The sequence below is a fragment of the Pseudomonas sp. F1_0610 genome (assembly GCF_047470865.1).
Classification (GTDB): Bacteria; Pseudomonadota; Gammaproteobacteria; order Pseudomonadales; family Pseudomonadaceae; genus JAZDRH01.
The window spans coordinates 156894-181824 of the sequence record NZ_JAZDRH010000001.1 but is presented as its reverse complement, the minus strand read 5'-3'; the positions used below and the strand labels follow the sequence as shown (position 1 = coordinate 181824).

Below are 24931 nucleotides of genomic sequence, written 5' to 3'. Positions count from 1 at the left end.
AATTAAGCGAACGATTTATTATCTAGTGTTAAAGGTTTTACCGAATACTTTAACGGGGTTGCGACTGGAACAGTTGTCCTGAGGGACTGGGAAGCCTAATAGCAGAAGAATCAGTGTTAGCTTGAAGATTAGTAAACCTCGTGTTTTGCCTTGGTAGCGGATGTCAGACTATTCTGATGCAGCAGACCATCATCTAGCTTAATCTGTTCTCCCCCTCCTCAGACAATATTCAAGTCACTTCACCGGCAACGGTGGCGAGCATCACGAACCAGTATTTGTACTAGACAAATATCGTGAGCAGTCGGTGCTAAACCAACTATTTATTTTGAAGGATTGTCCATGTCTACTTATCAAAACGAAATCAAGGCTATTGCTGCTCTGAAACAACAAGCAGGTAACGGCTGGAGCGCAATTAACCCAGAATACGCAGCTCGTATGCGTATCCAAAACCGTTTTAAAACTGGTCTAGACATTGCTAAATACACTGCCGCGATTATGCGCAAAGACATGGCAGAGTACGATGCTGACTCTTCTGTGTATACCCAATCATTGGGCTGCTGGCATGGCTTTATTGGTCAGCAAAAACTGATCTCTATTAAAAAGCACTTAAAAACCACCAATAAGCGTTACCTATACTTATCAGGTTGGATGGTTGCAGCACTACGCTCTGAGTTTGGTCCACTACCAGACCAATCTATGCATGAAAAAACTTCAGTTGCCGCTCTAATTGAAGAGCTATACACCTTTTTACGTCAAGCAGACGCACGTGAATTAGACTTGCTATTCAGCCAGTTAGACGATGCTCGTGCTGCGGGTGATAAAACTAAAGAAGCTGAAATCCAAGCTAAAATTGATGGCTTTGAAACGCACGTAGTACCTATCATTGCTGACATTGATGCGGGCTTTGGTAACGAAGAAGCCACTTACTTAATGGCTAAGCAAATGATTGAAGCAGGTGCTTGCTGTATTCAAATCGAAAACCAAGTATCTGACGAAAAACAATGTGGCCACCAAGACGGTAAAGTAACTGTCCCACATGCAGACTTCCTAGCTAAAATCAACGCTGTACGTTATGCCTTCTTAGAGCTAGGCGTTGATGATGGTGTAATTGTTGCTCGTACTGACTCATTAGGCGCTGGCTTAACTAAGCAAATCGCTGTAACTAATGAACCTGGCGACTTAGGTGATCTTTATAATAGCTTCCTTGATGGTGACTACATCAGCGATGCGAGCGAGATCTCTAACGGTGACGTAGTCATCAAATCTAATGGCAAACTACTAAAACCTAAGCGTTTAGCTAGCGGTCTATTCCAATTCCGCGCGAACACTGGCGTTGATCGCGTTGTTCTAGACTGCATCACTTCACTACAAAACGGCGCTGATTTACTGTGGATTGAAACCGAAAAACCACACGTAGGCCAAATTGCTGAAATGGTTAATCGTATCCGTGCCGTAGTACCTGATGCTAAGTTAGTTTATAACAACAGCCCATCATTCAACTGGACGCTAAACTTCCGTCAACAAGTATTTGATGCGTGGAAAGAAGCTGGTAAAGATGTTTCTGCTTACGATCGCGCTAACCTAATGAGCGTTGAATATGACGGTACTGATCTGTGTGCAGAAGCTGATGAGAAGATCCGTAACTTCCAAAAAGATGCTTCTCGTGAAGCGGGTATCTTCCACCACCTGATTACGCTACCAACTTACCACACAGCGGCACTATCAACGGATGATCTAGCTAAAGGCTACTTTGCTGAAGAAGGTATGCTAGCTTACGTGAAAGGCGTGCAACGTCGCGAAATTCGTAACGGCATCGCCTGTGTTAAGCACCAAAATATGGCAGGTTCTGATATGGGCGATACCCATAAAGAATACTTCTCTGGTGATGCGGCACTAAAAGCAGGCGGTAAAGACAACACAATGAACCAGTTCTAAGTCATAGTTATAACGCGTTACACTGTGTTTTTAGCCCCTACTTTGTAGGGGCTTTTTTATGTTAGCTATGCTTTAATAACATTTAAGTTGCGGTCTCGAATCTAATCTCTTGCTCTATACCTTGCTTTATCAAAATAATTTTCTCAGTAGTTACTAGAAAAAATCGCTCAACTTGTTGTTCCAAGGTTGCATTTTTTAAGATAACAGGCATTGCAAAGTAACAATAAGCCCCGCCTGATAAGCAGCCAAAAATCCGATCTTTTATTATTATTTGATTCATATGTCTTTTATTTAAACGAATACTGGAACAGTCTTGCAAGCTAAGCACATCACCTCTATTTAAAATAAATCCATCTGCAATTCCATTAATTATTTTTATATATAAAAATCCGTGCAAACAATCAAAGCATTTATTAGTTAAAGCTGTGCGATCTAAGCTAAAATGCATACGGGCTATACCTTTCCTTAGGGTTACCTGCTCTTTTTACCTAAAAACTATTAAGTAGTTGCGAGCAAGAACAGAGCTTCTGTTTACAGTGTTCATGCAAAGCATATAGATAACTATAGCCTATATTTTTCTGATTGCTTTAAATACTAGATAAAAATAAATTATTTAAATAATTATTATATATTTTAACTAATCCAACTTTCACCAATACTGTCATAAGAAAAACCAAGCAGGTGGTTGGGAGATATTAAGTGCAGCAATGCAAAAGCAACAAGTGTGCAATATGTATCATCTATCTATTCATTAAATACATTCCAATTAATTCTTGAATCTAGCCTGTATTAGCATATAAAAATAGTATCTAAAAAAATATACCCTTAGCAGCCTTTAAAACCACTTTAGGCTACTAAGGGCTAGCTCCATATAGGGTTATTCAGTGTACAGTTTTTGTTGATATGCCTTGATAACAGCTATGGATTCAAGATGCTGACCCTGCTCTAAAAAGCTAATAACGTTATTTAAGTAATCTGGGCTTGGTTTAAACTCAAAGTGCATTTTTTTATTGAAAGCAGCAAAGCTTTGCTCGATTAATTGAGGATGGCTAGCAATGGCTTTAATGTTAATACTAAAACCATCAAAAATATAACGTAAACCGTCTAAATTGCCTTTTAAAGGAACTGTTCCATGGTTCTCGCCTTCATATTGGACATAGCGATAGTTTAAATTTATAAAAGGTTTAGTCTGTAAATAGTGATTAAAGGCTTTAATCCCTTGATAGTGATCCCCTTGCGCACCTTTGTTTTCACTTTCGCCTACTTGTGTTAAGAATAAAAACTTATGGTTAAAGTCTTTACCTTTACTGGCTTGAAAGCGTTTTAGCATCACTTGCTCATCCCACCAGATACTAGGGTCATGCACTATGTAAGCGTTAAATATATCTTTGCCATTGAGCATATGGTTAAGTGCGGTAATCCCGCCAAATGAATGCCCGATAAAAATGTTATAGCCATTAGTTCTGTAATTCTGGTTGATATGGCTATATAAATCATTTTCTAAAAAATCAAAGAAAGCAGCATTCCCGCCTGTCTCGCCTTTGATTTTACTATCTTGTTCAGCACTCATCTTACTAGATTGTTTAACGGTAGGTGTTAAATCACGTGTACGGTTAGTATTTTCAATACCAACAATAATAGCTTCTGGCATTGAAGGGTAAGGCGATCGCGTTAATTTTTCGACAAAAGCTGTTAAGTAATTAAAATTACTTTCACCATCTAATAGATAGATTACAGGATAAGCATGCTTTATCGCACTTTCTTTCGCATAGGAAGCCGGAAGGTAGACTTGGATCGAGCGATCCTCATCTAAAACGCTTGCTTTAATGCTATAGCGCTTACCTATAACAATCTCCTCTGCTCCTTGCGCGAATCCTTGCCAACTAACCAGTAAGGATACAAAACCCAGAATCCACTTTTTCATACTACTTCTCATTACTTAGTTAAAGAAAAGTAATAATAATGATTATCATTTAAATGCGCAACGAGAAGTGGCTTCGATTGCTTAGCTTAATAGGTAATGAATAGCGGGTAAGGTTGCAAAAGAAGCAATAATGCTATAACCGAGTATGGCTACAGCTAAGTCACCTTTAAGTCCGGCACGCTGCGCTAGAATAACAGCTACAATCATAGTCGACATACCTGCCTCTAATGCAGTTACTTGAATGGCAAGTGTCTGCGCGCCTACGGCATAGCCTAAGGCAACTACCACTAATGGCGCAAAAATAAGTTTCCACCCGATGCCAACAAAGATTGGCAATAATTCTTCACGTACGACTTTCAACTTAATTTGCATGCCCACACTAAATAGAGCCAGTGGGCTTAACGTAGCGGCCATCTTACTCAGTGGTTGATCAATCCAAGCTGGCAGAGGGCCATATGTAAAATTCACCGTTAAGCCTATGATAAGTGCAAACATAGGTGGAAAGCTCATCACCTGCTTAAACATAGATTTTGCAGTTAGTTTCTGCCCTGTACCTATGGCAAGTAATGCAAGGCCAAAGGTCGATAGAATAATAAAGGTGCCCAATTGATCGCTGAGTACCGCAATAGCTAAGCCTTGATCTGCGTAGTAAGAAGAAACTATAGGATAGCCAAAGAACGCAGTATTACCTATTCCTCCTACCAATATAACGGTACAAACAGTGGCTCTTGACCAGTTAAAAGCGCGGCCAATGGCAGCTAGTACTAAAGCACCTACAACAAAGGCAACCCACATAGCGAGAATAGGATAAAGACTAGCATGCGCTAGATCTAAAGCAGGCATTAAACGTATGACAACGCAAGGTAATGCGATATGAATGAGCCACCAGTTAACACAGGCAACCATGTTCTCTGGGGCATTAAGAAAACGACGTGTTATAACGCCTAAACCAATAGCTAAAAAAAGTAGACTATCCATATACCTAGTAACAACTGTAGTTGATTTGCGAAAATACATTTTTAGCGCGAAAATCTTCAAAACAGTCGCAGGGCTGTATTACATCAATTAGGGCACTAGCCGAAAGTCGTACAAGTTTAACATTGTTTCAAATGTAACAAAACACGTCCTCTTGCACTACTTAAAGGTTTTCATACCTATTCATATCTAACACGCCAAACTCAATAGGCTGTGATTCTTTAATATGTGCCGCTACATCATGAAAGTAAAACCAAAAGGCTGGATGGGTACGACGGATACCAAAACGGTCAACCATTTGAGTAAAGTCTTGCTGCGTTTTAATGGACTTCCATAAACGAATAAACTCAGGCATATCGTAGGTTTTGACATTAAAAATAAAGTTTGGATAGCTGCTAAGCACTTCTGGGTAAACCGTTAAACTGTCTTTTTCTGGTTGTAAACGTAGCGATTCTCCTATCATAAAGGCAACATTAGTGTGCGCTCTATTGCGCATGATGCTATAGATTTCACGGCTGGCGTCACTACGTTGCACCCGCAAAATACTAGCTTCAGGTAAGAAATTGATAATAGGTAGTTGCTTGGCTGGAATACTGGCAATTTCACTGAGCAACTGTTCTGTATCAGCCATTTCCTGATCAAGGTTAGGATTGAAGCACTCCTTGCCTGTATAGCAGCGATTAATATAATCTGCCCGCGCATTAATGGCTTCAAAGCGCATTAACAATTGCTGCGCAAAGGCTTCGCGCGCTCCTTCCTCTGGTAACGCTAACGCCGTTTCTGTTTTTTTGTCGATATCTGTGTAATCAAACCACGCTTTTATCTTTCCAGCTCGTTGATACCAGCTTTTCAAATAGGTTTTGCGTGTTTCAGGTGGCATTAAACGCAGAAAGTTAACCTCTGCGCCATTACGAATTAAATCAAAATAAAGGCGGGTTTGGGCTTGGTGCGAAACATTACCAAATACATCAAAGTTGACCACTAGTTCGTAATAAGTGCGTTCAAATAAAGGAAAATCTAGCCACCACATAGTTTGCGGCACATCACCAATTAAACCTTTGCGTACAGAAGCACTGTCATGTTGGCGGAAAATAGTGAGTAGTGCATTATCATTACCCGACCAAATATGTCCCCAATCTGCTACTTCTGCGTAACTGTAATACTCACGGCGTAAGTCTTCATATTCATTACGAATTTTACGATGCTTTTTCCATGAGTGGTATAAGTCGCCTAGATCATCAAACTGCCCTGGCATGGCAAGTAAGTCTGTAGACTCCTTGCGAAACTTCGCATTATTGACATAAATATCATGCTTAGGATCTTGGAAAAATGCCCAAAAATGGTCACGTATAACATCAGTCGCAATTTGTCCGCGGCAGACCGGTCCTCGAATAAAGGTTCGCACAAAATACTCGGCATTATCTAACATAAATTGATAACGTGCTTGTGCTGGTATTGCCTCAAAGGTTTTGAATGGATTAGCACTTTGTACAGCGCCATAAGCAGGTAGTTTATCGTTAACCCAATTATTTTGATAAAACAACTGATCAATGTTAGCTAGTTTTTCATCATTTAGCTCAAAGGTAATATGGGTTTTATGCACTATGACATCAGGCACAGGGCGGATACGGTAAAAAAACTTTAGCCCAGGATCGTCATTTGGGCGACGAGTGTTGATAACTTCTATAGGTTCGCCAATAGGTGTACGCGAACGAACGATTTGAAAGAAGCGCCCTTCTTTGCTGTCAGGAAAATATAAATGAGCAAGAAACAAATGCTCAAACAACCAGCGATTAACCAAGGATTCACGAGCGCCTATTTTATTAAATTCAGATTCCCATTTCGCGATCTGTTGCTGCTCGTAGGCATCCGGTTGCCAAACTTTCCAATCTATAGGTGCCTTCTGCTTCAGCCATGCTTGCACTGTGTCGTACTGCTCAGGCGTTAATCCTGTAACACCAAATGGCATACCGCCATGCGCTACTGCGGCAGCGTAGGCATCAAACTCGGTATCAGTAACACATTGGTTAATACGATCAATACTAATATCTAACTTTTCGGGTAAGCGCTTATTAGGTTCAAAAGGCTGCTCTTTGCCAAGCTGCAGCATACGCCCTAGCAATGCTACTTGTTGTTCTTTTTGTGCTACAACGTCATGAAAACCTTTCTCTTTCCATGCAGGCGCGCCAAAGGCATCAACAAAAATGCGTGTCGTATCCTGTGTTTTTAAACGCGCACCATTGTAAACAGAAAGCTTACTAGCGCCCCGTGCAACACCTTCACCACTCCCTAAATTAAGCTGGCAAGGTGAGTCATAGCAGGCATGACAGGCAACGCAACGCTCAGTAAAAATAGGCTGTATATCTTTTGTATAAGATAAGGGTTGAGCCAGACTGCTAGCTGCGCAAAGTAGCCAAACCGAGATACCTAAAATGAGGTTACGCATTGAATAAACGCCTTATTATTTTAACTATAAGTTATAACAAAATATTTAGTTTAGTATATAAAGGAATAAAACCAAATAGCACTTAGCTCTGATATGATTAGAGTTTAGCTTATTTTCTGTTTGGGTAATACATGCCATGGATCATTCTAACTTACGTCTAACCGCTTTAAAACAAGCCTTAAAAGAGCGCATTTTAGTGCTTGATGGTGGCATGGGTACTATGATTCAAAGCTATCAACTGACAGAAGCTGATTTCCGCGGCCAGCGTTTTAAAGACTGGCCTATTGATGTTAAAGGTAATAACGATCTTCTTATTCTAAGTCGCCCAGATATTATTCAAGCGATTGAGCGTGCCTACTTAGATGCGGGAGCTGATATTTTAGAAACTAATACCTTTAATGCTACGCGCCTTTCTCAAGCAGACTATGGCATGGAGGCACTGGCTTATGAGCTTAATAAAGAAGGCGCGCGTTTAGCACGTGAAGTTGCCGATGCCAAAACAGCTCAAACACCTGAAAAACCCCGTTATGTTGCTGGTGTATTAGGCCCTACTAGTCGTACTTGCTCGCTCTCTCCGGATGTCAATAATCCAGGTTATCGCAATGTTACTTTTGATGCCTTAGTTGAAAACTACACTGAGGCAACATTGGGACTAATTGAAGGTGGCGCAGATCTTATATTGATCGAAACTATTTTTGATACGCTCAATGCCAAAGCTGCTATTTTTGCAGTACAGGCTGTATTTGAAAACATTGGCTATGAATTGCCTATTATGATTTCAGGTACTATTACGGATGCTTCAGGACGTACCCTTTCAGGACAGACAACTGAAGCTTTTTGGAACTCAATACGCCACGCCAAGCCTATTTCTGTAGGTTTAAACTGTGCGCTGGGGGCTAAAGACTTACGCCCTTATTTACAAGAGTTATCAGAAAAAGCAGATACCTTTGTGTCGGCTCATCCTAACGCTGGCTTACCCAATGCTTTTGGTGAGTATGACGAAACGCCAGCACAAACAGCAGCGCAAATTGAAGACTTTGCTAAAGCCGGCTTCTTAAATATTGTTGGCGGCTGCTGCGGAACTACTCCAGAGCATATTAAAGCCATTGCCGAAACGGTTGCTCGCTACCAGCCACGCACTATTCCAGACATTCCCAAAGCCTGTCGTTTATCAGGACTTGAACCTTTTACTATCAGTCGGGAAAGTTTATTTGTAAATATTGGTGAACGTACCAACATCACAGGCTCCGCCCGTTTTGCTCGCTTAATTCGAGAAAACAACTACACCGAAGCCTTAGAGGTCGCTTTACAGCAAGTTGAAGCTGGAGCGCAGGTAATTGACATCAACATGGATGAGGGCATGCTAGATTCTAAGCAAGCCATGATTACCTTCTTAAATCTGATAGCAGGCGAACCGGATATATCGCGCGTGCCTATTATGATTGACTCCTCAAAATGGGAAATTATCGAAGCGGGTTTAAAATGCATTCAAGGCAAAGGTATTGTTAACTCTATTTCATTAAAAGAAGGTGAAGCTGCTTTTATTGAGCACGCTAAACTCTGTCAGCGCTATGGTGCGGCTGTTGTAGTGATGGCATTTGATGAAACAGGGCAAGCGGATACCGCTGCTCGTAAACGTGAAATCTGTGCTCGATCTTACAATATTTTAGTTAATCAACTCGGCTTTCCTGCTGAGGATATTATTTTTGACGCCAATATCTTTGCTGTAGCAACGGGCATTGAAGAGCACCACAACTATGCGGTTGACTTCATTGAAGCCTGCGCCTGGATCCGTGATAACTTGCCTTACGCACTAACTTCTGGCGGTGTATCTAACGTATCTTTTTCATTTCGCGGCAATAATCCTGTGCGCGAAGCCATTCACTCAGTATTTCTGTTTCATGCCATTAAAAACGGCCTGAATATGGGCATTGTGAATGCGGGACAACTAGAGATTTATGATCAAATCCCTAGCCTGTTACGTGAGCGCGTAGAGGATGTCATCCTTAATCGCCACTCTAATTCAACAGAAGCCCTGCTTGCTATTGCAGAAGATTATCGCGGTGATGGCAGTAAAAAAGAAGTAGAGAATGAAGAATGGCGTGAATACAGCGTAGAAAAACGCCTAGAACACGCGTTAGTCAAGGGCATAACTACCCATATCATCCAAGATACAGAAGAATGTCGGCAAAAGTATGCACGGCCTATCGAAGTAATTGAAGGGCCTTTAATGTCAGGTATGAATGTTGTTGGCGACTTATTTGGCAGTGGCAAAATGTTCCTTCCTCAGGTTGTCAAATCTGCCCGAGTAATGAAGCAAGCGGTTGGCCATTTGATTCCATTTATTGAGGAAGAAAAAGGCGACAAACCTGAAGCCAAAGGCAAAATTTTAATGGCCACCGTCAAAGGCGATGTACACGATATTGGTAAAAATATTGTGGGTGTTGTTCTAGGCTGCAATGGTTATGACATTGTTGATCTTGGCGTTATGGTGCCAGCTGATAAAATCTTGAAAACAGCTATTGAAGAAAAATGCGATATCATCGGACTATCAGGGCTTATTACCCCATCACTGGATGAGATGGTGCATGTTGCTAAAGAAATGCAACGTCAAGACTTCCAGTTACCTTTGCTTATTGGTGGTGCTACTACATCTAAAGCACATACGGCGGTTAAGATAGATCCGCATTACACCAATGACGCAGTTGTTTACGTGACAGACGCCTCACGTGCTGTTGGCGTAGCAACTAGTCTGCTCTCTAAAGAACTAAAAACTGATTATGCTATTAAAATACGCGAAGAATATGCCGACATCCGTGAGCGCACAGCAGCCCGTAGTGCGCGCACAGAATACCTAAGCTACACGCAAGCAGTTGCTAACAAACCTGTGTTTGACTGGAACAACTACCAAGCACCAGAACCTAAATTCTTAGGTACAAAGCTACTGGATAATATTGATTTAAATAGGCTGCGTGAATACATAGACTGGACTCCTTTTTTTATTTCTTGGAACCTTGTAGGCAAGTACCCCCGCATTTTTCAAGATGAAGTTGTAGGCGAAGCCGCCCAAAACTTATTTAATGATGCGCAAACCTTACTTGAACAAATGATTTCCAAGCAACAAATTAAAGCACGTGCTTTACTCGGTTTTTGGAAAGCTGCGCAAGTAGATGATGACGATATAGAAGTTTACGACGAGCATGGTCAACTAATGCAGCGCTTACATCATTTACGTCAACAAGGTATTTTGCCTGATAACAAGCCCAATATGAGCCTAGCCGATTTTGTAGCCCCCAAATCAGCCAGAATCAATGATTACATTGGCGGCTTTATTACGACTGCTGGCATAGGCGCTGAGGAGCTAGCGCAAAGCTATCAGAACCAAGGGGACGACTATAATGCCATTATGGTAAAAGCTTTAGCTGACCGATTAGCTGAAGCCTGTGCTGAATGGTTGCATCAACAAGTACGTACTTATTATTGGGGTTACGCTCCTGATGAGCAGCTAGATAATGAAGCCTTGATTAAAGAGCAATACAGCGGCATACGCCCTGCTCCAGGCTATCCAGCCTGCCCTGATCATACCGAAAAAGAACAGCTATTTAACTTGCTTGATCCTCAGAAAATCTCAGGCGTTAGTTTAACTGAGCATTTTGCCATGTTTCCAACCGCCGCTGTTTCTGGTTGGTACTTTGCTCACCCACAGGCAAACTACTTTGCAGTTGGGAAAATAGAAAAAGATCAAGTCACCGCTTACTGTCAACGTAAACAGGTTGATCTAGACTATGCAGAACGCTGGCTAATGCCTAACCTTGCTTATGATCCTAGTTAATTGAATGAAAAAAGGGCGAAGTTTGAACTGCCCCCATTTATTGGACAAGTTAGTCATTCAGCGGACAAGGCCTGAGTTCGGTATTGTACTGGACTTGGCCACTTAACTCATCATGTCTGGAAAACCATCCATAGACTATTACGTGGCTTCAGCGAGAACCTAGGATAGCGTAAAGTAATTTTCACATAGCCGTCCAACAGCGTGGCCAAAAGCGGCCAAAAGAAGTAGAACCTCAAGCACCTAGCAGAAAGATGAGATGAACTACCTCTTGAGGTAGATTCTCAGATCATTTGGATTTATATAAATCAATATTCCTATTAGCTATAAATATAGCACAAATAACTACTTCAAGATATATAGAAGTATTGCTATCGTCAACAGTCCTAGAAAAAGCTGAAAATCAGCCGCCTGATACAGGAAACATCATGTACATTTATGACCAATATGACCAGCAAATAGTGGAAGATCGCGTTCGCCAATTTCGTGATCAGACGGCACGTTATTTTGCTGGCGAACTAGCAGAGGAAGAATATCTGCCTTTACGCTTACAAAATGGCCTTTATGTGCAGCGGCATGCACCTATGTTACGTATTGCGGTACCTTATGGTTTAATGTCTAGCACACAGGTACGCATGCTGGCGCATATTTGCCGTGAATATGACAAAGGCTATGCGCATATTACAACACGCACCAATGTCCAGTTGAATTGGCCACAAATTAAAGATGTCCCTGATATTTTAGAAAAACTAGCAACAGTACAGATGCATGCTATACAAACCAGTGGTAACTGTATTCGCAATACAACAACCGACCAGTTCGCGGGTGTTGCTCCTGATGAAGTAGTAGACCCGCGTCCTTGGTGTGAAATTATTCGTCAATGGTCAACCTTTCACCCTGAGTTTTTACGTTTACCGCGAAAATTTAAAATTGCAGTCAACGGCTGTGTCAGTGATAGAGCAGCCACTGAAGTGCATGATATCGGCTTAGAAGCTATTCGTAATAACCAAGGTGAGCTAGGTTTTAAAGTTTTAGTGGGCGGTGGTTTAGGTCGTACACCTATTGTAGGTAGCATCATTAATGAATTTTTGCCTTGGCAACATTTACTTAGTTATTTAGAAGCTATTTTACGCGTTTATAATCGTTTTGGTCGTCGCGATAATAAGTACAAGGCTCGTATTAAAATTTTAGTGAAAGCCCTCACTCCTGAGGTTTTTGCGAAGCGTGTTGAACAAGAGTGGCAACATATAAAAGATGGCCCTATCACGCTCACCAGTGAAGAAGTTGAGCGCGTCAGTAAATATTTTGTTGATCCTGCTTATAAGAATTTAACTAATTTTGATTTTTCCCAACTAGATCAAGAGCATCAAGGATTTGCCCGATGGCGTGCGCGCAATACGCATCCACATAAAAAGACAGGCTATGTTGCTGTCACCCTATCATTAAAGAAAACAGGTATTGCCCCAGGTGATGTGACGGAACAGCAGCTTTATGCTATTGCCGACTTAGCTGAAAAATATAGCTTTAGTGAGGTGCGTAATACCCATGAGCAAAACATTGTTTTGGCAGATGTTGAGCAAGCTCAGCTATTTAATCTATGGCAAGAAGCCCGTGAGCTTGGTTTTGCAACACCTAATATTGGTTTGATTACTGATATTATTTGCTGCCCTGGCGGTGACTTTTGCGCTTTAGCCAATGCTAAATCCATTCCTGTAGCTCAGGCTATTCAAGAGCGTTTTGACAATCTTGATTTTGTTTTTGATATAGGCAACATCGACCTAAATATTTCTGGATGCATGAACGCTTGTGGTCATCATCATATTGGTAATATTGGTATTTTAGGCGTGGATAAAAAAGGTGAGGAGTTTTATCAAATATCCATTGGTGGTAGTAGTGGCAGAAATGCTCAACTAGGAAAAATTTTAGGCCCCTCTTTTGCTCAAGAGCTGATTCCTGATGTCATTAGCCAAATTATAGAGTTGTATGTAGAACAACGCACAGAGGAAGAAAGCTTTATTGATACCTATCGCCGTATTGGTATGGAGCCATTTAAGGAGCGTGTATATGCTAGTCATCACTAAAGATTTAACCATTCAAGAAAGTGATTTTCATTGGGTACTGGATGCACAAGAGTTACCAACAGCATTCACCGCTGCAAAAACATTAATAAGCCTTGCTATCTGGCAGGAACATAAAAAAGACTTATCTGTGCTGCATAATCTCAGTTTAATTTTAAATAGCGATGAGCTTGTTGAAGACATTGAACATGATTTAACTCACTTTCAATTAATTGCACTTAATTTCTCAACATTTAATGATGGTAGGCATTTTAGTAATGCTCGCTTATTACGTGAGCGTTTTAAATACAGTGGTGAAATTAGAGCCCTAGGTGATGTAACACCTGATCTTATGCCTTATATGTTACGTTGTGGGATTGACTCTTTTCAATTAAAAGAAGGCAGCAAGCCTGAATTGGCTTTAGAAAAAGCTAGAGAACATTACATTAGCTATCAAGCTGCATTTGATGAAAAGCTACCTCTTTATCGCCGCAGAGCAGTTGCCTGATTAACTTTAACAATGGAAAAATGAAAAAGCCCCAGTTAAAACTGGGGCTTTTTTGAAACTACTTATTCAATAATTATTGAACTTGAGCTTCTACTTCTGCTTCAACGCGACGGTTTAGAGCACGGCCTTCACGTGTAGCATTGTCAGCGATTGGGCGAGTTGCGCCGTAACCAACAGAGTTCACACGCTCACCTTCTACACCGTAAGTCTGTACTAGAACGTTACGTACAGAGTTTGCACGACGCTCAGACAGTTTTTGGTTGTAAGCTGCAGGACCTGTAGAGTCAGTGTGACCTTCTACAGTAGTTGCAGTTTGTGGGAACTGTTTCATGAAGTCAGCTAGGTTTTCGATGTCTGCATAGCTGTCTTTACGAACTACGTCTTTGTCAAAGTCAAACTTAACGTCTAACTCAACACGTACAGTTTCTGCTTCAACTGGGCAACCATTTGCATCAACAGGAGTACCTGCTGGAGTATCTGGGCATAGATCTACTTCGTCGCAAACGCCATCAAAGTCAGAATCTACACAAGCTACTGGGTCAACAACTTTAGCTGCTTTTGGAGCACCACCAAAGTTAACACCAACGCCTAAACCTGCTTGCCACTCGCTTTGATGGTTGTCTAGGCCGTATAGACCTTCAACGCCAGCGCGTGTAAATAGATTTTCAGTGATGTACCACTTAACACCAGCACCTACAACTGCGAAAGTTGTGCGGTCACGGTTTGAATCATGACGCTCACCTTTTAGGTTGCTGATGCTTTGATGACCAACACCTGCAGATAGGTATGGACGTAATGCATCGCCATTATTACGGAAGTGATAAGTTGCATCAAAAGTAGCTAAAGAACCTTTAACTTTTTGACGCTTAGCAGCACCGTTACTGTGCTCAGTGTTACGCTTATCAGAGCGTAGATCGCTGTAGTCACCGTATGAAAGACCTAAAGATACTTTATCAGTGATGAAGTAGCTTAAGCTTCCACCGTACAGATTACCGTCAGACATGTTACGGTAGCTGTCAGTAAAGTAACGTTTAGCAAAAGCTTCAGCCTCCACCGCTCCTTGGCCTTGTGCGAAAGCACTTAAGGAAGACGCCGCGAGAATTGAAGCGATGGTCGCACCAAGGGTGTTCTTCAGCTTCATAGGTAATGTCCCCATTGTATTGATATGATTAATACTACCACTCGTTAAATATTACATGATTTTTCAATTAAAAGCATCCTGCATTGTAGTTTTATCAGTTTAAACTTCAATGCTGTGCGCAAAATTTTCACGTAATCTGTCGATGGCTCGTTTATAACGCATTTTTGTAGCGCTTAAACCAAGGCTCATAATATCCGCTATTTCTTGAAATTCAAGCTCTGCTACAAATCGTAACACTAAAATCTCACGATCTATTTGATTAACGTGAACTAGCCAACGATCTAAGCCTGCCGTATCTTTTATTTCTGGTGCTTGATCTTCAGAAGCTTCTTCTTGAGGATTCAAACTTAATGCATCTAATAAACGTCTTTTACGTCTATCTTTACGAAATTGAGTTATGCACTCATTATAAGTAATACTATACAGCCAAGTTTTAAACTTGGATTTTCCTTCAAATTTTTTAATGCCATACAATACTTTCAACATAATTTCTTGACAAATATCGTCAGCATCCCGCTCATTACCTAAATAACGCGCGCACACATTAAACAAGGTGCGCTGATAACGTCGCATAAGCTCTTCATAAGCTGTAGTGATATTAAATAGTTCTACACGCGCCTTCTCAACCAATTCTTCATCAGTCAAAGACGTTGCGTTATACAGCGGATTGGTTAGAGATAAGTCTGTCAAAACGAGTCAAGCCTCTGTGAAACTAGAGTTCTAAAGTTCTTGCCATTAATGGCTTATGACTCGTCCTGTGAGCACATCTTTATTAGCAAATGAAATATATAAACCTTCATCTGTTAAAATAGTTGTTTTAACAGTACCTACTTCATCCAAAATACCTTCTATATCTTCGATCTTGATGCGCTGTCCCACCTGAAATTGCTCACGAACATAAATACCTGCAATGATTTGCCCAGCCACCTCATGACTACCTAAACCTAATGCTATGGCCACACCAAGACCTATAGTGGCTAGTAGTATCGCAACAACATAGTTTAATAGTTCAGCCTTGATTTCCAGTTGGCCTATAGCTACAGAAATGCTAATAATAATAATTAACCCTTGAGCAATACGACCAATACCTGCAGCATATTCTATGCCAACACCCTCAGACGCACCACGCACTACGCCATTAACAAATTGAGCAATAAGGATACCTACCAACAAAACAATAGCTGCTGCAATAACTTTAGGAATATAAAGTGCTAGCGATGTTAAAATAGCAGAAACGCTTTCTAAGCCTAAAAAGCGCACCCCTGCAACAATAAAAATAAGTAAAACAAACCAGTAAATAATTTTCCCAACAAGGGTACTCACAGGAACATTAATACCAATACGATGCAAGGATTTGGTCAATCCTGCACCCGTCATAATGCGATCTACGCCTAACTTAGCCAATAACTTAGAGAATAATGTGTCTAACAGTTTTGCCACAATAAAACCAAGCAGGACAACAATAATAGCGGCAAACAGATTAGGGGCGAAGTCGGTAAAACCACGCCATACCGTTTTCATGATATCCACTAAGCTTTTAGTCCAAGAGTCCAGTTCCATTACAGAGCCTTATTTTTATCAGTTGATGATGTTGTACTAGATTCGATCTGGCGTGAGGTTGTTTTAAGGTGTGCGGAACCACAACTAAGCGCTATCATAAAGGCTTCAATAGCATGCCCTAGCAAGCCTACTAATTGCCCCGCTCCGATTTGGCGATTAGCTGTTTTTAGAACCTTTTTTACGGGGTCTGATTTAGCTTGCTGTGATTTTGAAGGAGCATTCATCATCTCTTTGAGTGATGCTTCAAAAGGATCATCTTGTGACATATAGAAACCTTTAAGATAGCGTTACAACCAACGCAGCCAACGTAATAATACCAGCTGAATCACCATTACACCTAATAGCAAAGCGCAGACAATAAAAAAACCATAGCTGTTTTCAGCTAAGGGGATACCGCCAACATTAATACCTAAAAGGCCTGTAAAGAAACTAAGTGGTAAGAAAAAACCAGTAATCACTGTAAGGTAGAACATGATTCGGCCAGTACGCTCTTCGCGCTGACGCCGTTCTGTCTCTAAAATAAAACCGACTCGCTCACGCGATAGTTCCAGTTCTTCAACAAAGCGTGTTAGGTTGTTACTCAGCTCACTCCAATGCCGTATTAACCCTAAGCTATACCAAGCATCTTGCTTTTGTGCCAGTTGCGTAAACATATCACGTTCAGGTGCTAATATTTTACGTAAGTTAGCTGCTGCACGCCGCGCTTCAATCATTTCTTTGTGGTTAATAACAAAGCCGGCATCAGTGTCTATTTTTTCTTCTTGCTCATCAACAAAGTCAACTAATTGATTTATTTTTTCTTCAATATTATCTGTTGAGGCATTAGCAAAAAACAAGAGCAACTCATTGGCGTTTTTCGGCCCTTTACCGGCTTTGAATGCTTCAATGAGCTGCTCAGCAAAGCCTGTACGGGCGTCTCGCAAGCTAATTAAGCAATCAGGCAAAAGGCATAAACGCAAAGGCAACAAATCACTATCTGCATTTAAAGCTGGGTTATTAATAGTGCGCAAAAAGACTAAAATTTCTTCTTCATTACGTTGAATAAGCCTAGGGCGCATATTCTCATCAAGCAAAATATCACAATCAAACTCGTTTAATGGCGAATGTTGGTACAGCCATTTTTTAGTATCTTCGTGATGCATTGCCCAGTGTAGCCAGAGTGATTCATTGTCACTGAGCTGATTGGGAATTTCCTCGAAAGTCAGCGCACGCGCACTACCCAAGCCATCGAGTACATAAGCATGAAGTAATGCGTGTGTGTTCATTGGGCTTCTATAGTCAATTAGATTAATTTATGTGGTGCCACAATAATGCCGTTATTATCAGCATATACATATTCGCCTGGGCGAAATGTGACGCCTGCAAAGGTTACAACAACATTTAAATCACCAATATCACGTTTATCTGTTTTCATTGGATGACTGGCTAGCGCTTGGATACCTAAATCGGTCTGTGCTAAAACATCAACATCACGGACACAGCCATAAATAATTATCCCTTCCCAGCCATTATCTGCTGCTTTGCCAGCTAACATGTCGCCTAATAACGCTCGGCGTAGTGAGCCACCACCATCAACAACTAGTACTTTTCCTTTGCCAGGAGTAGCTACTTGCGATTTAACGACAGAATTATCTTCATGGCATTTTACAGTAACTATTTCGCCACCAAAGCTGTCTCGTCCACCAAAGTTAGCAAACATAGGCTCAACCACCTGCACATCAGGATACTGATCACATAAATCGGGAGTTACATACTTCATAGTTAGGTCCTAGGTTAGTTGAAAACTGCAGTTTAGGCGCTTTTGGTCTCATTTTCAGCCATCCAAAGGGCTAATAATGGCCATACTTCTTTTTTCGCAGAACGACCAATTAGCATATCTGTATGGTTATAATCAATAAGATAGCCTTGTTCTTTTCCCAGCGTAATAAATATTTTCTTCGTGCTTGAGAATTGTTTAAATAACTTAAAACAAGCATGTGGCGGATCACCTTGATCTTGTGCAGCAGCAATACTAAGCAAAGGAATAGTTACTGTTTTTAGTGCTTTCCACCAATGCAGATCCTTGGTTTTAAAGCCTCCCGCTATGGAAAACCAGCGCAGAAATTCAATTAATAGCGCTTTAGGCTCATGCTCTTTATTTTCTGCATTATGCAGCCAGCGGGATAGATAATATTTTTTTAGAATGCGCCACATAAAAGGAATTCGTAAGCAAGGGTTAAAATAGCTTACTTGTGTTCCTAGCAGTGTTAAGGTTAAAAAGTAATGTGCTGGAACTCGTTGTTCCGCTAATAATGCGCTAAGGCTGATGCCACCTAATGAGTGTCCAAGCCAATGCGCTGACTGAGGATTCTGCTGATAAATAAAGTGCGCTATTTGAGGCAAATCAAAACGCACATAGGCACTCATCGTATTTTGCTCATATGTTTGATTTTTAGGCGAAAAGCCATGGCCTCTCATTTCAGGTAACCAGACTTCATACCCTTGCTGCGCTAAAAACATGGCCAGGCCATGTCCATTTTTAGATAACCAGAAACTTCTATTGCAAAAACTACCATGCAACAACACTACAGGGGGGCCTAACTGGGTAGTTTCAGGAGATTTCGTTGCTAAGCGAGTTATCGCCAGTTGCACACTTGGATCTGGGCAATCAATATTGAGCAGAAAAACCTCTTCCTGAACATTAGAGAAATAACTTTGCCGAATCACGCAAGCATTGCCATGAGAAGATAATACCAACTTAGCTCCTAATCTCCTGAACTCAATACTACTCATCCAATACGTCTGTTAACTTTAACCCCTCTCGAGAAAAATCTAAACGCAATTGGTTAAGCCCTTCAAGCTGAATTTGGCGAACACGCTCACGTGTCAAACCTAAACGCTCGCCAACAGCTTCCAGTGTATGGGGCTCAAAATCACCTAAGCCAAAACGCAGTTTTAAAATAAGCTGCTGACGATCAGTCAGCTTTTGAATGTTACGCAATACATAATCCGTTAGATTAACTTTTTGCACAACATGAGCAGGCTCTTTACCTGAGTCGGTAGGAATTAAATTATGCAATGTAGCTGTTTGATCTTGTACAAAACTATCGTCATCTAGCGAAACCAAGTGATCGGATAGTGATAGTAAATAGCGTATTTCACTAACATTTTTAGCAAATTGTTGTGCTAACAATAGCTCTCGGCTAGCTTCAGATAACTCAGGAGACAAACGCCGAAACTCGCGCATAATTTTATTCACGAACTTGTGCAAGTCAATTGGAATGCGAATAGCTCGTTTCTGATCTAATAGCCCGCGATCAATTGCTTGCTTGATCCACCAAGTGGCATAAGTGGAAAAACGAAAACCACGATCAGGATCAAATTTTTCTACTGCCCGTATCAAGCCAATATTACCATCGGCTACAACGTCCAATAAATGTGCCCCTCTGCGTATATAAGGGCGAGCAATACTAACGACTAAGCGCAGATTACGCTCGATAAAGCGCTGTCTACTGGCTGCATCTCCGGCTTGAACTTGTTTTGCCAGTTCTCGCTCTTCTTCAACCGAGAGTAACAGTAGGCGTGAGATTTCTTTAAGGTAAAGCTGAATAATACTGATGTTGCTAGTTTCGTCTGTTACAGCGTTAGCATCAAAAGCTGCTGCCGCTGCTATTGTTTTTGCTTCTTTGGCAGTCATCATCTTCTTCCTCATTGAAGAACTTATGAGCCTTTAAGGTGTGTTTTAAACAACCCTTGAATTGCCTGTCTATAATGGAGGGAGATATTGCAGTGGGTCTACTGGTTTACCTTGTTTTCGTATTTCAAAATGTAACCGAACGCTTGTTGTACCTGTTGATCCCATTTCAGCAATTTGCTGACCTGCTTTAACCTGCTGCCCCTCTTTGACAAGCAATTTGCGGCTATGCCCATAAGCACTGATATAGGTATCATTATGCTTGATAATAACTAGTTCGCCGTAACCAACTAGGCCACCACCAGCATAAACCACCGTCCCGTTTGCAGTCGCATATACAGCCTGCCCCATTTGGCCGCCTATATCAAGCCCCTTATTTAGGCTAGTAGCAGTAGAAAATCGTGCTAATAACGGTCCTGTTGCTGGCCATTGCCAGCGAATACCGCTATTGGTGACAGCTTTTCCTGAGGAGTGCACAACTGGTGCTGAGGCTGTTGTGGCTGAGCTTTTTGGCTGTACTGTAGTCGTAGTACTCGATGTAGCCGCTTTGTTTGTAGGTTTAGTGGTGGCTACTGTGGTTACCTTACCACTGGAAAAATGTATAACCTGTCCTGGGACTATAGTATAAGGCGCATAAATACCGTTACGAGCAGCTAAGTTTTTATAATCCCAACCAAAACGAAAGGCGATTGAGTACAAAGTGTCCCCAGGCCGAACGACATACTGCCCTTTAGTTACCATAGGGCGTGGTGGTGTTTTACTACTTGAGTGGTTTCTATCTACTACAGGCACTGTTGTGCGTGAGCTATTACAAGCAGACAATAACAGAGTGGCAGATAAAACAGCTGTTACAAAATAGGTACTATTTTTTTGGGCTGTAGATAAACTCACAAAACACCTCTTAACTTACTTTGTACGCAATTGTTTTGCCAAAAACTCAAGTGACAACACAGCTAAAATACCACAAATTGCCAGCAATAAAGCCAAAGGCAACTGTGCATCTAAATTTAGTTTTTCAGCATAGTCCCAAGGCCATAAATTCTGTTCATGTACTACAGTTATTTTGCCTTGATTATTTATATAGGTTTCTGTTGCGTGTTTCCAAGGCCAAACTTTATTCAATGAGCCAAAGAGCGTGCCTAATAATAATGCCAATGTAAAGTCATGAAAGTGTCTTAATAGTGCTTTTAACGCATGCGAAAATGCGATAATACCAAAGGCACAGCCAGCCGCAAATATTAACAATATAGGCATATTTAATTCTTTAACTGCTGTTAAGATAAAGCCATAAATACCCATAATCAGTAGAATAAAACTACCTGAAATACCCGGTAGAATCATTGCACAGATAGCAATTGCTCCTGCAATAAAGATACTTAGATAATCATGTCCCCACTGAATACTGGCTGCTACCGTGATCCAGTAAGCAAAGCCCGCACCTATAACAAAAGCAATAATATTCCACAGATTCCACTTACCAACTTCCCTTCCTACTAAATAGCAAGATACTATAACTAAGCCAAAGAAAAAGGCCCAGACTATAATAGGATGGGTTTCTAATAACCATGTAATTAAACGTGCAAAGATAATAATACTTAGCAGCATGCCGGCTAATAATGCAATCAAGAATGTTGCATCTGCTTTTTTCCAAGCCGCTTTGAACTGCCCTTTTAAGAGTAATAAAAAACCAACAGGAATATTTGCTATGGCATTTAAAAGACGCTCATAAATACCTGAAATGAAAGCAATGGTACCACCTGATACACCTGGTACAATATCAGCCATTCCCATGGCTAAACCTTTTAAAAATACGATTAAATATTCTTTCATATGATTAATACTGAGTGCCATGAAGTAAAGGAACAAAATGCACAGGATCAAGTAGTTGCTGATCAAACCCTTGAGATGTCCGCGTAATTAAAAATAGCTGCTGATTGCGCTCAGTACCTACAGGAATAATCATTCGCCCATTAGGCGCAAGCTGATCAAGTAACGCTTGGGGCACACTACTGGCTGCGGCAGTCACCATAATGCCATTATAAGGAGCTAAAGCGTTCCAGCCGTCCCAGCCGTCGCCAAAACGAAATACAATATTACGCAGATTTAGTCGGGCTAGGCGTTCTTTGGCACGTTCTTGCAGTGCTTGAATACGCTCCACAGAAAATACACGTTCTACAAGTTGAGCCAAAATGGCTGTTTGATATCCACTACCTGTACCAATTTCAAGCACTTTATCTAATGGACCCGCTGCTAACAAAAGCTCTGTCATGCGTCCAACAATATAGGGCTGTGAAATGGTTTGATTATGGCCTATAGGAAGCGCTGTATCTTCATAAGCTCGATGCGCTAAAGCCTCTTCAACAAAAACATGGCGAGGCGTACGACGTACGACTTCAAGTACTTGAGTATTGGCAATGCCATCCTCAGAAAGTCTTTGAATTAAACGCTCTCGAGTGCGCTGAGAGGTCATTCCAATTCCACCAAACTGCATGTTCAATTCCTACAAACTTAAAAGATGCCGTCAATCCAGTTTTCTAGCTGAACACATTGGGCATGGTCAGTGCGATCAAATAGTAATGGAGTCACGGAAACAAAACCATGCTCAAGCGCATGAAAATCTGTTCCTTCCTGTGCATCCAATGCGTTATTGGCTGCACCAATCCAATAGCCTTTTTTGCCGCGTGGATTAATCGACTCAACCAAATGGGCAGAGGGTAGTCTATGCCCTAAACGCGTTATTTTGATTCCGTTAATTTGCTCAAGTGGCAGATTGGGAATATTAATATTGAGAATGGTATGCACTGGCAAGGAGAGATTCCAGCTTGCCAAAGTTAGTTTTTGCGCTATTTGAGCGGCTACATTTAAGTGCTCTGTTGTGCGTGAAGCCAATGAGAAAGCTAATGCAGGTCGATCAAGAAAGCGTCCTTCCAAAGCAGCAGCAACCGTACCGGAATAAATAACATCATCGCCTAGATTGGCACCTAAGTTAATTCCCGAGACAACTTGATCAAAGGTAGCGTCTAAGAAGCCATTAAGCGCTAAATGAACGCAGTCTGTTGGTGTACCATTTATTCCTATAAAGCCGTTTTCTTGTGGCTGAGGATACAAAGGCCGATCTAAAGTTAGGCTGCTGCTAACACCGCTGCAGTCACGATCAGGCGCCACTACAGTGCAGTCTGCCATGGGGCTTAACCTTTGATAAAGCGCTTTAATCCCAGCGCTATGAACGCCATCATCATTAGCTATTAATAAGCGCATAGCAGGCCCTCATTGATTGTTTCTAACTGAACTAACTCACGCAATACTACGGTGGCAAAACTACCTACTGGCAAACTAAATGCCAGTTGAATATGGTGTTCATGTAATTCATAGCGTAAATCACTCACAACTAGTCGGCTAATACGGCGCTCTTGCTCTAAACCTGCGTTTTCTAGCCAAGCACATATTGGCTGATTCTGAATAGCTATAGCGGTTTCTAACTGATGTGCCAAGGCTGTTGTTGCCAAATGACCTTTACCCCATAACATCAGCGTTGGATGAATATCTAGCGCTGTAAATCGAGGATCATTGGCTTGCAGTTCTGATGCCGGAAAAAAACTATGACTTCCTGAAAATCCAATCAGATCACCTGCCACTATCTGATTCCAGATGCCTTGTCGAACACGTAAAGCTAAGACTTGATTAAATAGGAAACTACGTGCGCTCGATAACAAACGAGAGCGGACATGGCGTTTGTCAGGTAAGATTTTCTGCTCTGCAAACTCTTGAGCCTTAAGTAAATTAAAGCCTTCGCGACCAAAACGTTGAGTACCATAATAATTTGGCACCCCCTGCTGCTTAATGCTATTCAGGCGTTCTTCTAGCTGTTGGGGATTGCCTTGAAAATCTTGCAAACAAATAACAAAAGTATTGGACTTATGCGCCCCGCGTTGTAACTTTCGATGATGACGTATTGTATGCAAGACTTTCCATTGCTCAGTTTCTGCTGTAGTAAAGTCTGGGTCTTGCCGGCCAGGAAGATGTAAGCTAAACCATTGTCTGGTAATCGCCTGCCGATCTTTTAATCCTGCATAGCTAATGGCGCGCACAGGTAACTTGGCGCGCTTGCTTAACTGTATTGCAACTTCTTCGGTGTTAAGCCCCTGTTTTTCAACCCACAACCATAAGTGCTCACCTTCACCTGATAAAGCAATATCCAGCTGTTCTTCGACCTGAAAGTCAGCCGGTGTAGCTTTCAAAATAGCCTTTGCAGAAGGAACACCAAAGGCATATGGGCCTAATAGCTCAAGTTCAGTCATGTGCTTTACTTAATAAGACGACAGCATGTACAGCTATGCCTAGTTTTTCACCTACAAAACCTAGTTTTTCTGTAGTTGTTGCCTTGACATTAACTTGATCAAGCTGGACATTTAAGTCTTGCGCTAATACTTGGCACATTTGTGTAATATAAGGTGCAAGTTTTGGCGCCTGTGCTTGTATGGTGCAATCAAGGTTAGCGACCGCATAGCCTTTTGCAGCGACTTTACGTATCACTTCACGCAATAGCAGGCGACTATCAGCGCCCTTAAAAGCAGGATCAGTATCTGGAAAATGATGACCAATATCCCCTAAAGCAACTGCTCCTAATAAGGCATCACAAACTGCATGCAGCAGAACATCACCATCTGAATGGGCAATAAAGCCTTGTGTATATTCAATTTTCACGCCGCCTAAAGTAATAAAATTACCTTCGCCGAAACGGTGAACATCATAACCATGACCGATGCGCATCACTTCCCCCTAAAAAGGCTAGCTATCATACCTAGTTTTTCAGATTTTTTCTTTGAAATACAGCTATTTACACAAATAAAAAAGGCGGCCTTAAGGCCGCCTTTTTATAGAAG

22 protein-coding genes are annotated in these 24931 nt (G+C 41.4%); 4 read left to right on the top strand and 18 right to left on the bottom strand.

What is annotated here, in order from left to right; genetic code table 11:
* Positions 1-339: 339 nt before the first annotated feature.
* Entirely contained in the window at positions 340-1935 is a 1596-nt protein-coding gene (locus VQ643_RS00840) for an isocitrate lyase (RefSeq protein WP_414197321.1), read from the top strand.
* Between the two features lie 82 nt (positions 1936-2017).
* Here the strand turns inward: VQ643_RS00840 and VQ643_RS00835 are convergent, their stop codons facing one another.
* From VQ643_RS00835 to VQ643_RS00820, 4 genes are all read right to left on the bottom strand, one after another.
* On the bottom strand, positions 2018-2383 hold the full coding sequence (locus VQ643_RS00835; RefSeq protein ID WP_414197320.1) for a hypothetical protein: 366 nt from the start codon (positions 2381-2383) through the stop codon (positions 2018-2020).
* A gap of 429 nt (positions 2384-2812) precedes the next feature.
* Positions 2813-3859: an alpha/beta hydrolase gene (locus VQ643_RS00830; protein ID WP_414197318.1), complete on the bottom strand. Its 1047-nt coding sequence runs from the start codon at positions 3857-3859 to the stop codon at positions 2813-2815.
* A gap of 81 nt (positions 3860-3940) precedes the next feature.
* Positions 3941-4837, bottom strand: a complete 897-nt coding sequence (locus VQ643_RS00825; RefSeq protein ID WP_414197317.1) for an AEC family transporter — start codon at positions 4835-4837, stop codon at positions 3941-3943.
* A 160-nt stretch (positions 4838-4997) separates the two neighbouring features.
* Positions 4998-7280 carry a fatty acid cis/trans isomerase gene (locus VQ643_RS00820; protein ID WP_414197315.1) on the bottom strand — a complete coding sequence of 761 codons (2283 nt, stop codon included), beginning with the start codon at positions 7278-7280 and terminating at the stop codon, positions 4998-5000.
* Between the two features lie 136 nt (positions 7281-7416).
* Here VQ643_RS00820 and metH point away from each other — a divergent pair, with 136 nt between their 5' ends.
* The 3 genes from metH (at position 7417) to VQ643_RS00805 (ending at position 13674) form a co-directional block, all read left to right on the top strand.
* Positions 7417-11112 (top strand): methionine synthase, encoded by a 3696-nt coding sequence (gene metH, locus VQ643_RS00815; protein WP_414197314.1) that lies wholly within the window; start codon positions 7417-7419, stop codon positions 11110-11112.
* A gap of 425 nt (positions 11113-11537) precedes the next feature.
* On the top strand, positions 11538-13190 hold the full coding sequence (locus VQ643_RS00810) for a nitrite/sulfite reductase (protein WP_414197312.1): 1653 nt from the start codon (positions 11538-11540) through the stop codon (positions 13188-13190).
* Positions 13174-13674: a DUF934 domain-containing protein gene (locus VQ643_RS00805; RefSeq protein ID WP_414197310.1), complete on the top strand. Its 501-nt coding sequence runs from the start codon at positions 13174-13176 to the stop codon at positions 13672-13674. Before VQ643_RS00810 ends, VQ643_RS00805 begins: the two co-directional genes overlap by 17 nt.
* 73 nt (positions 13675-13747) lie before the next feature.
* Here the strand turns inward: VQ643_RS00805 and VQ643_RS00800 are convergent, their stop codons facing one another.
* The 14 genes from VQ643_RS00800 to ispF form a co-directional block, all read right to left on the bottom strand.
* Positions 13748-14815, bottom strand: coding sequence for an OmpA family protein (locus tag VQ643_RS00800; protein WP_414197309.1), 1068 nt, complete (start codon positions 14813-14815; stop codon positions 13748-13750).
* 99 nt (positions 14816-14914) lie between these two features.
* Positions 14915-15505 carry an RNA polymerase sigma factor SigX gene (gene sigX / locus VQ643_RS00795; protein WP_414197307.1) on the bottom strand — a complete coding sequence of 197 codons (591 nt, stop codon included), beginning with the start codon at positions 15503-15505 and terminating at the stop codon, positions 14915-14917.
* A 45-nt stretch (positions 15506-15550) separates the two neighbouring features.
* Positions 15551-16375, bottom strand: a complete 825-nt coding sequence (locus tag VQ643_RS00790; protein WP_414197305.1) for a mechanosensitive ion channel family protein — start codon at positions 16373-16375, stop codon at positions 15551-15553.
* The gene (locus tag VQ643_RS00785) at positions 16375-16641 is read right to left on the bottom strand and encodes a CrfX protein (RefSeq protein WP_414197303.1); all 267 of its coding nucleotides are present in this window, start codon (positions 16639-16641) and stop codon (positions 16375-16377) included. Before VQ643_RS00785 ends, VQ643_RS00790 begins: the two co-directional genes overlap by 1 nt.
* A 21-nt stretch (positions 16642-16662) precedes the next feature.
* Complete coding sequence (locus tag VQ643_RS00780; RefSeq protein WP_414197301.1) at positions 16663-17640, bottom strand: CorA family divalent cation transporter; 978 nt, start codon at positions 17638-17640, stop codon at positions 16663-16665.
* 17 nt (positions 17641-17657) lie between these two features.
* Complete coding sequence (gene rraA / locus VQ643_RS00775) at positions 17658-18134, bottom strand: ribonuclease E activity regulator RraA (protein ID WP_414197299.1); 477 nt, start codon at positions 18132-18134, stop codon at positions 17658-17660.
* A 32-nt stretch (positions 18135-18166) separates the two neighbouring features.
* Positions 18167-19111, bottom strand: a complete 945-nt coding sequence (locus VQ643_RS00770; protein ID WP_414197297.1) for an alpha/beta fold hydrolase — start codon at positions 19109-19111, stop codon at positions 18167-18169.
* 28 nt (positions 19112-19139) lie between these two features.
* Complete coding sequence (locus VQ643_RS00765) at positions 19140-20051, bottom strand: RNA polymerase sigma factor RpoD/SigA (RefSeq protein WP_414197295.1); 912 nt, start codon at positions 20049-20051, stop codon at positions 19140-19142.
* A gap of 69 nt (positions 20052-20120) precedes the next feature.
* Positions 20121-20939 carry a peptidoglycan DD-metalloendopeptidase family protein gene (locus VQ643_RS00760; protein WP_414197294.1) on the bottom strand — a complete coding sequence of 273 codons (819 nt, stop codon included), beginning with the start codon at positions 20937-20939 and terminating at the stop codon, positions 20121-20123.
* A gap of 15 nt (positions 20940-20954) precedes the next feature.
* Positions 20955-21878, bottom strand: coding sequence for a DUF368 domain-containing protein (locus tag VQ643_RS00755; RefSeq protein ID WP_414197292.1), 924 nt, complete (start codon positions 21876-21878; stop codon positions 20955-20957).
* A gap of 4 nt (positions 21879-21882) precedes the next feature.
* The gene (locus VQ643_RS00750) at positions 21883-22518 is read right to left on the bottom strand and encodes a protein-L-isoaspartate(D-aspartate) O-methyltransferase (RefSeq protein ID WP_414197439.1); all 636 of its coding nucleotides are present in this window, start codon (positions 22516-22518) and stop codon (positions 21883-21885) included.
* 38 nt (positions 22519-22556) lie between these two features.
* Positions 22557-23306 (bottom strand): 5'/3'-nucleotidase SurE, encoded by a 750-nt coding sequence (gene surE, locus VQ643_RS00745; protein ID WP_414197290.1) that lies wholly within the window; start codon positions 23304-23306, stop codon positions 22557-22559.
* A complete protein-coding gene (truD, locus tag VQ643_RS00740) occupies positions 23294-24346 on the bottom strand; it encodes a tRNA pseudouridine(13) synthase TruD (protein WP_414197289.1) in 1053 nt (350 codons plus the stop codon). Before truD ends, surE begins: the two co-directional genes overlap by 13 nt.
* Positions 24339-24818: a 2-C-methyl-D-erythritol 2,4-cyclodiphosphate synthase gene (ispF, locus tag VQ643_RS00735; RefSeq protein ID WP_414197287.1), complete on the bottom strand. Its 480-nt coding sequence runs from the start codon at positions 24816-24818 to the stop codon at positions 24339-24341. Before ispF ends, truD begins: the two co-directional genes overlap by 8 nt.
* Positions 24819-24931 lie beyond the last annotated feature (113 nt).

Excerpts from the sequence above, each read along its gene's own strand:
- truD (WP_414197289.1), bottom strand. The coding sequence starts at position 24,346 with ATGACTGAACTTGAGCTATTAGGCCCATATGCCTTTGGTGTTCCTTCT.
- VQ643_RS00835 (WP_414197320.1), bottom strand. The coding sequence starts at position 2,383 with ATGCATTTTAGCTTAGATCGCACAGCTTTAACTAATAAATGCTTTGAT.
- VQ643_RS00780 (WP_414197301.1), bottom strand. The coding sequence starts at position 17,640 with ATGAACACACACGCATTACTTCATGCTTATGTACTCGATGGCTTGGGT.
- VQ643_RS00765 (WP_414197295.1), bottom strand. The coding sequence starts at position 20,051 with ATGACTGCCAAAGAAGCAAAAACAATAGCAGCGGCAGCAGCTTTTGAT.
- VQ643_RS00830 (WP_414197318.1), bottom strand. The coding sequence starts at position 3,859 with ATGAAAAAGTGGATTCTGGGTTTTGTATCCTTACTGGTTAGTTGGCAA.
- metH (WP_414197314.1), top strand. The coding sequence starts at position 7,417 with ATGGATCATTCTAACTTACGTCTAACCGCTTTAAAACAAGCCTTAAAA.
- VQ643_RS00820 (WP_414197315.1), bottom strand. The coding sequence starts at position 7,280 with ATGCGTAACCTCATTTTAGGTATCTCGGTTTGGCTACTTTGCGCAGCT.
- VQ643_RS00805 (WP_414197310.1), top strand. The coding sequence starts at position 13,174 with ATGCTAGTCATCACTAAAGATTTAACCATTCAAGAAAGTGATTTTCAT.
- VQ643_RS00800 (WP_414197309.1), bottom strand. The coding sequence starts at position 14,815 with ATGAAGCTGAAGAACACCCTTGGTGCGACCATCGCTTCAATTCTCGCG.
- VQ643_RS00785 (WP_414197303.1), bottom strand. The coding sequence starts at position 16,641 with ATGTCACAAGATGATCCTTTTGAAGCATCACTCAAAGAGATGATGAAT.
- VQ643_RS00790 (WP_414197305.1), bottom strand. The coding sequence starts at position 16,375 with ATGGAACTGGACTCTTGGACTAAAAGCTTAGTGGATATCATGAAAACG.
- surE (WP_414197290.1), bottom strand. The coding sequence starts at position 23,306 with ATGCGCTTATTAATAGCTAATGATGATGGCGTTCATAGCGCTGGGATT.
- VQ643_RS00755 (WP_414197292.1), bottom strand. The coding sequence starts at position 21,878 with ATGAAAGAATATTTAATCGTATTTTTAAAAGGTTTAGCCATGGGAATG.
- rraA (WP_414197299.1), bottom strand. The coding sequence starts at position 18,134 with ATGAAGTATGTAACTCCCGATTTATGTGATCAGTATCCTGATGTGCAG.
- ispF (WP_414197287.1), bottom strand. The coding sequence starts at position 24,818 with ATGCGCATCGGTCATGGTTATGATGTTCACCGTTTCGGCGAAGGTAAT.
- VQ643_RS00810 (WP_414197312.1), top strand. The coding sequence starts at position 11,538 with ATGTACATTTATGACCAATATGACCAGCAAATAGTGGAAGATCGCGTT.
- VQ643_RS00840 (WP_414197321.1), top strand. The coding sequence starts at position 340 with ATGTCTACTTATCAAAACGAAATCAAGGCTATTGCTGCTCTGAAACAA.
- VQ643_RS00750 (WP_414197439.1), bottom strand. The coding sequence starts at position 22,518 with ATGACCTCTCAGCGCACTCGAGAGCGTTTAATTCAAAGACTTTCTGAG.
- VQ643_RS00825 (WP_414197317.1), bottom strand. The coding sequence starts at position 4,837 with ATGGATAGTCTACTTTTTTTAGCTATTGGTTTAGGCGTTATAACACGT.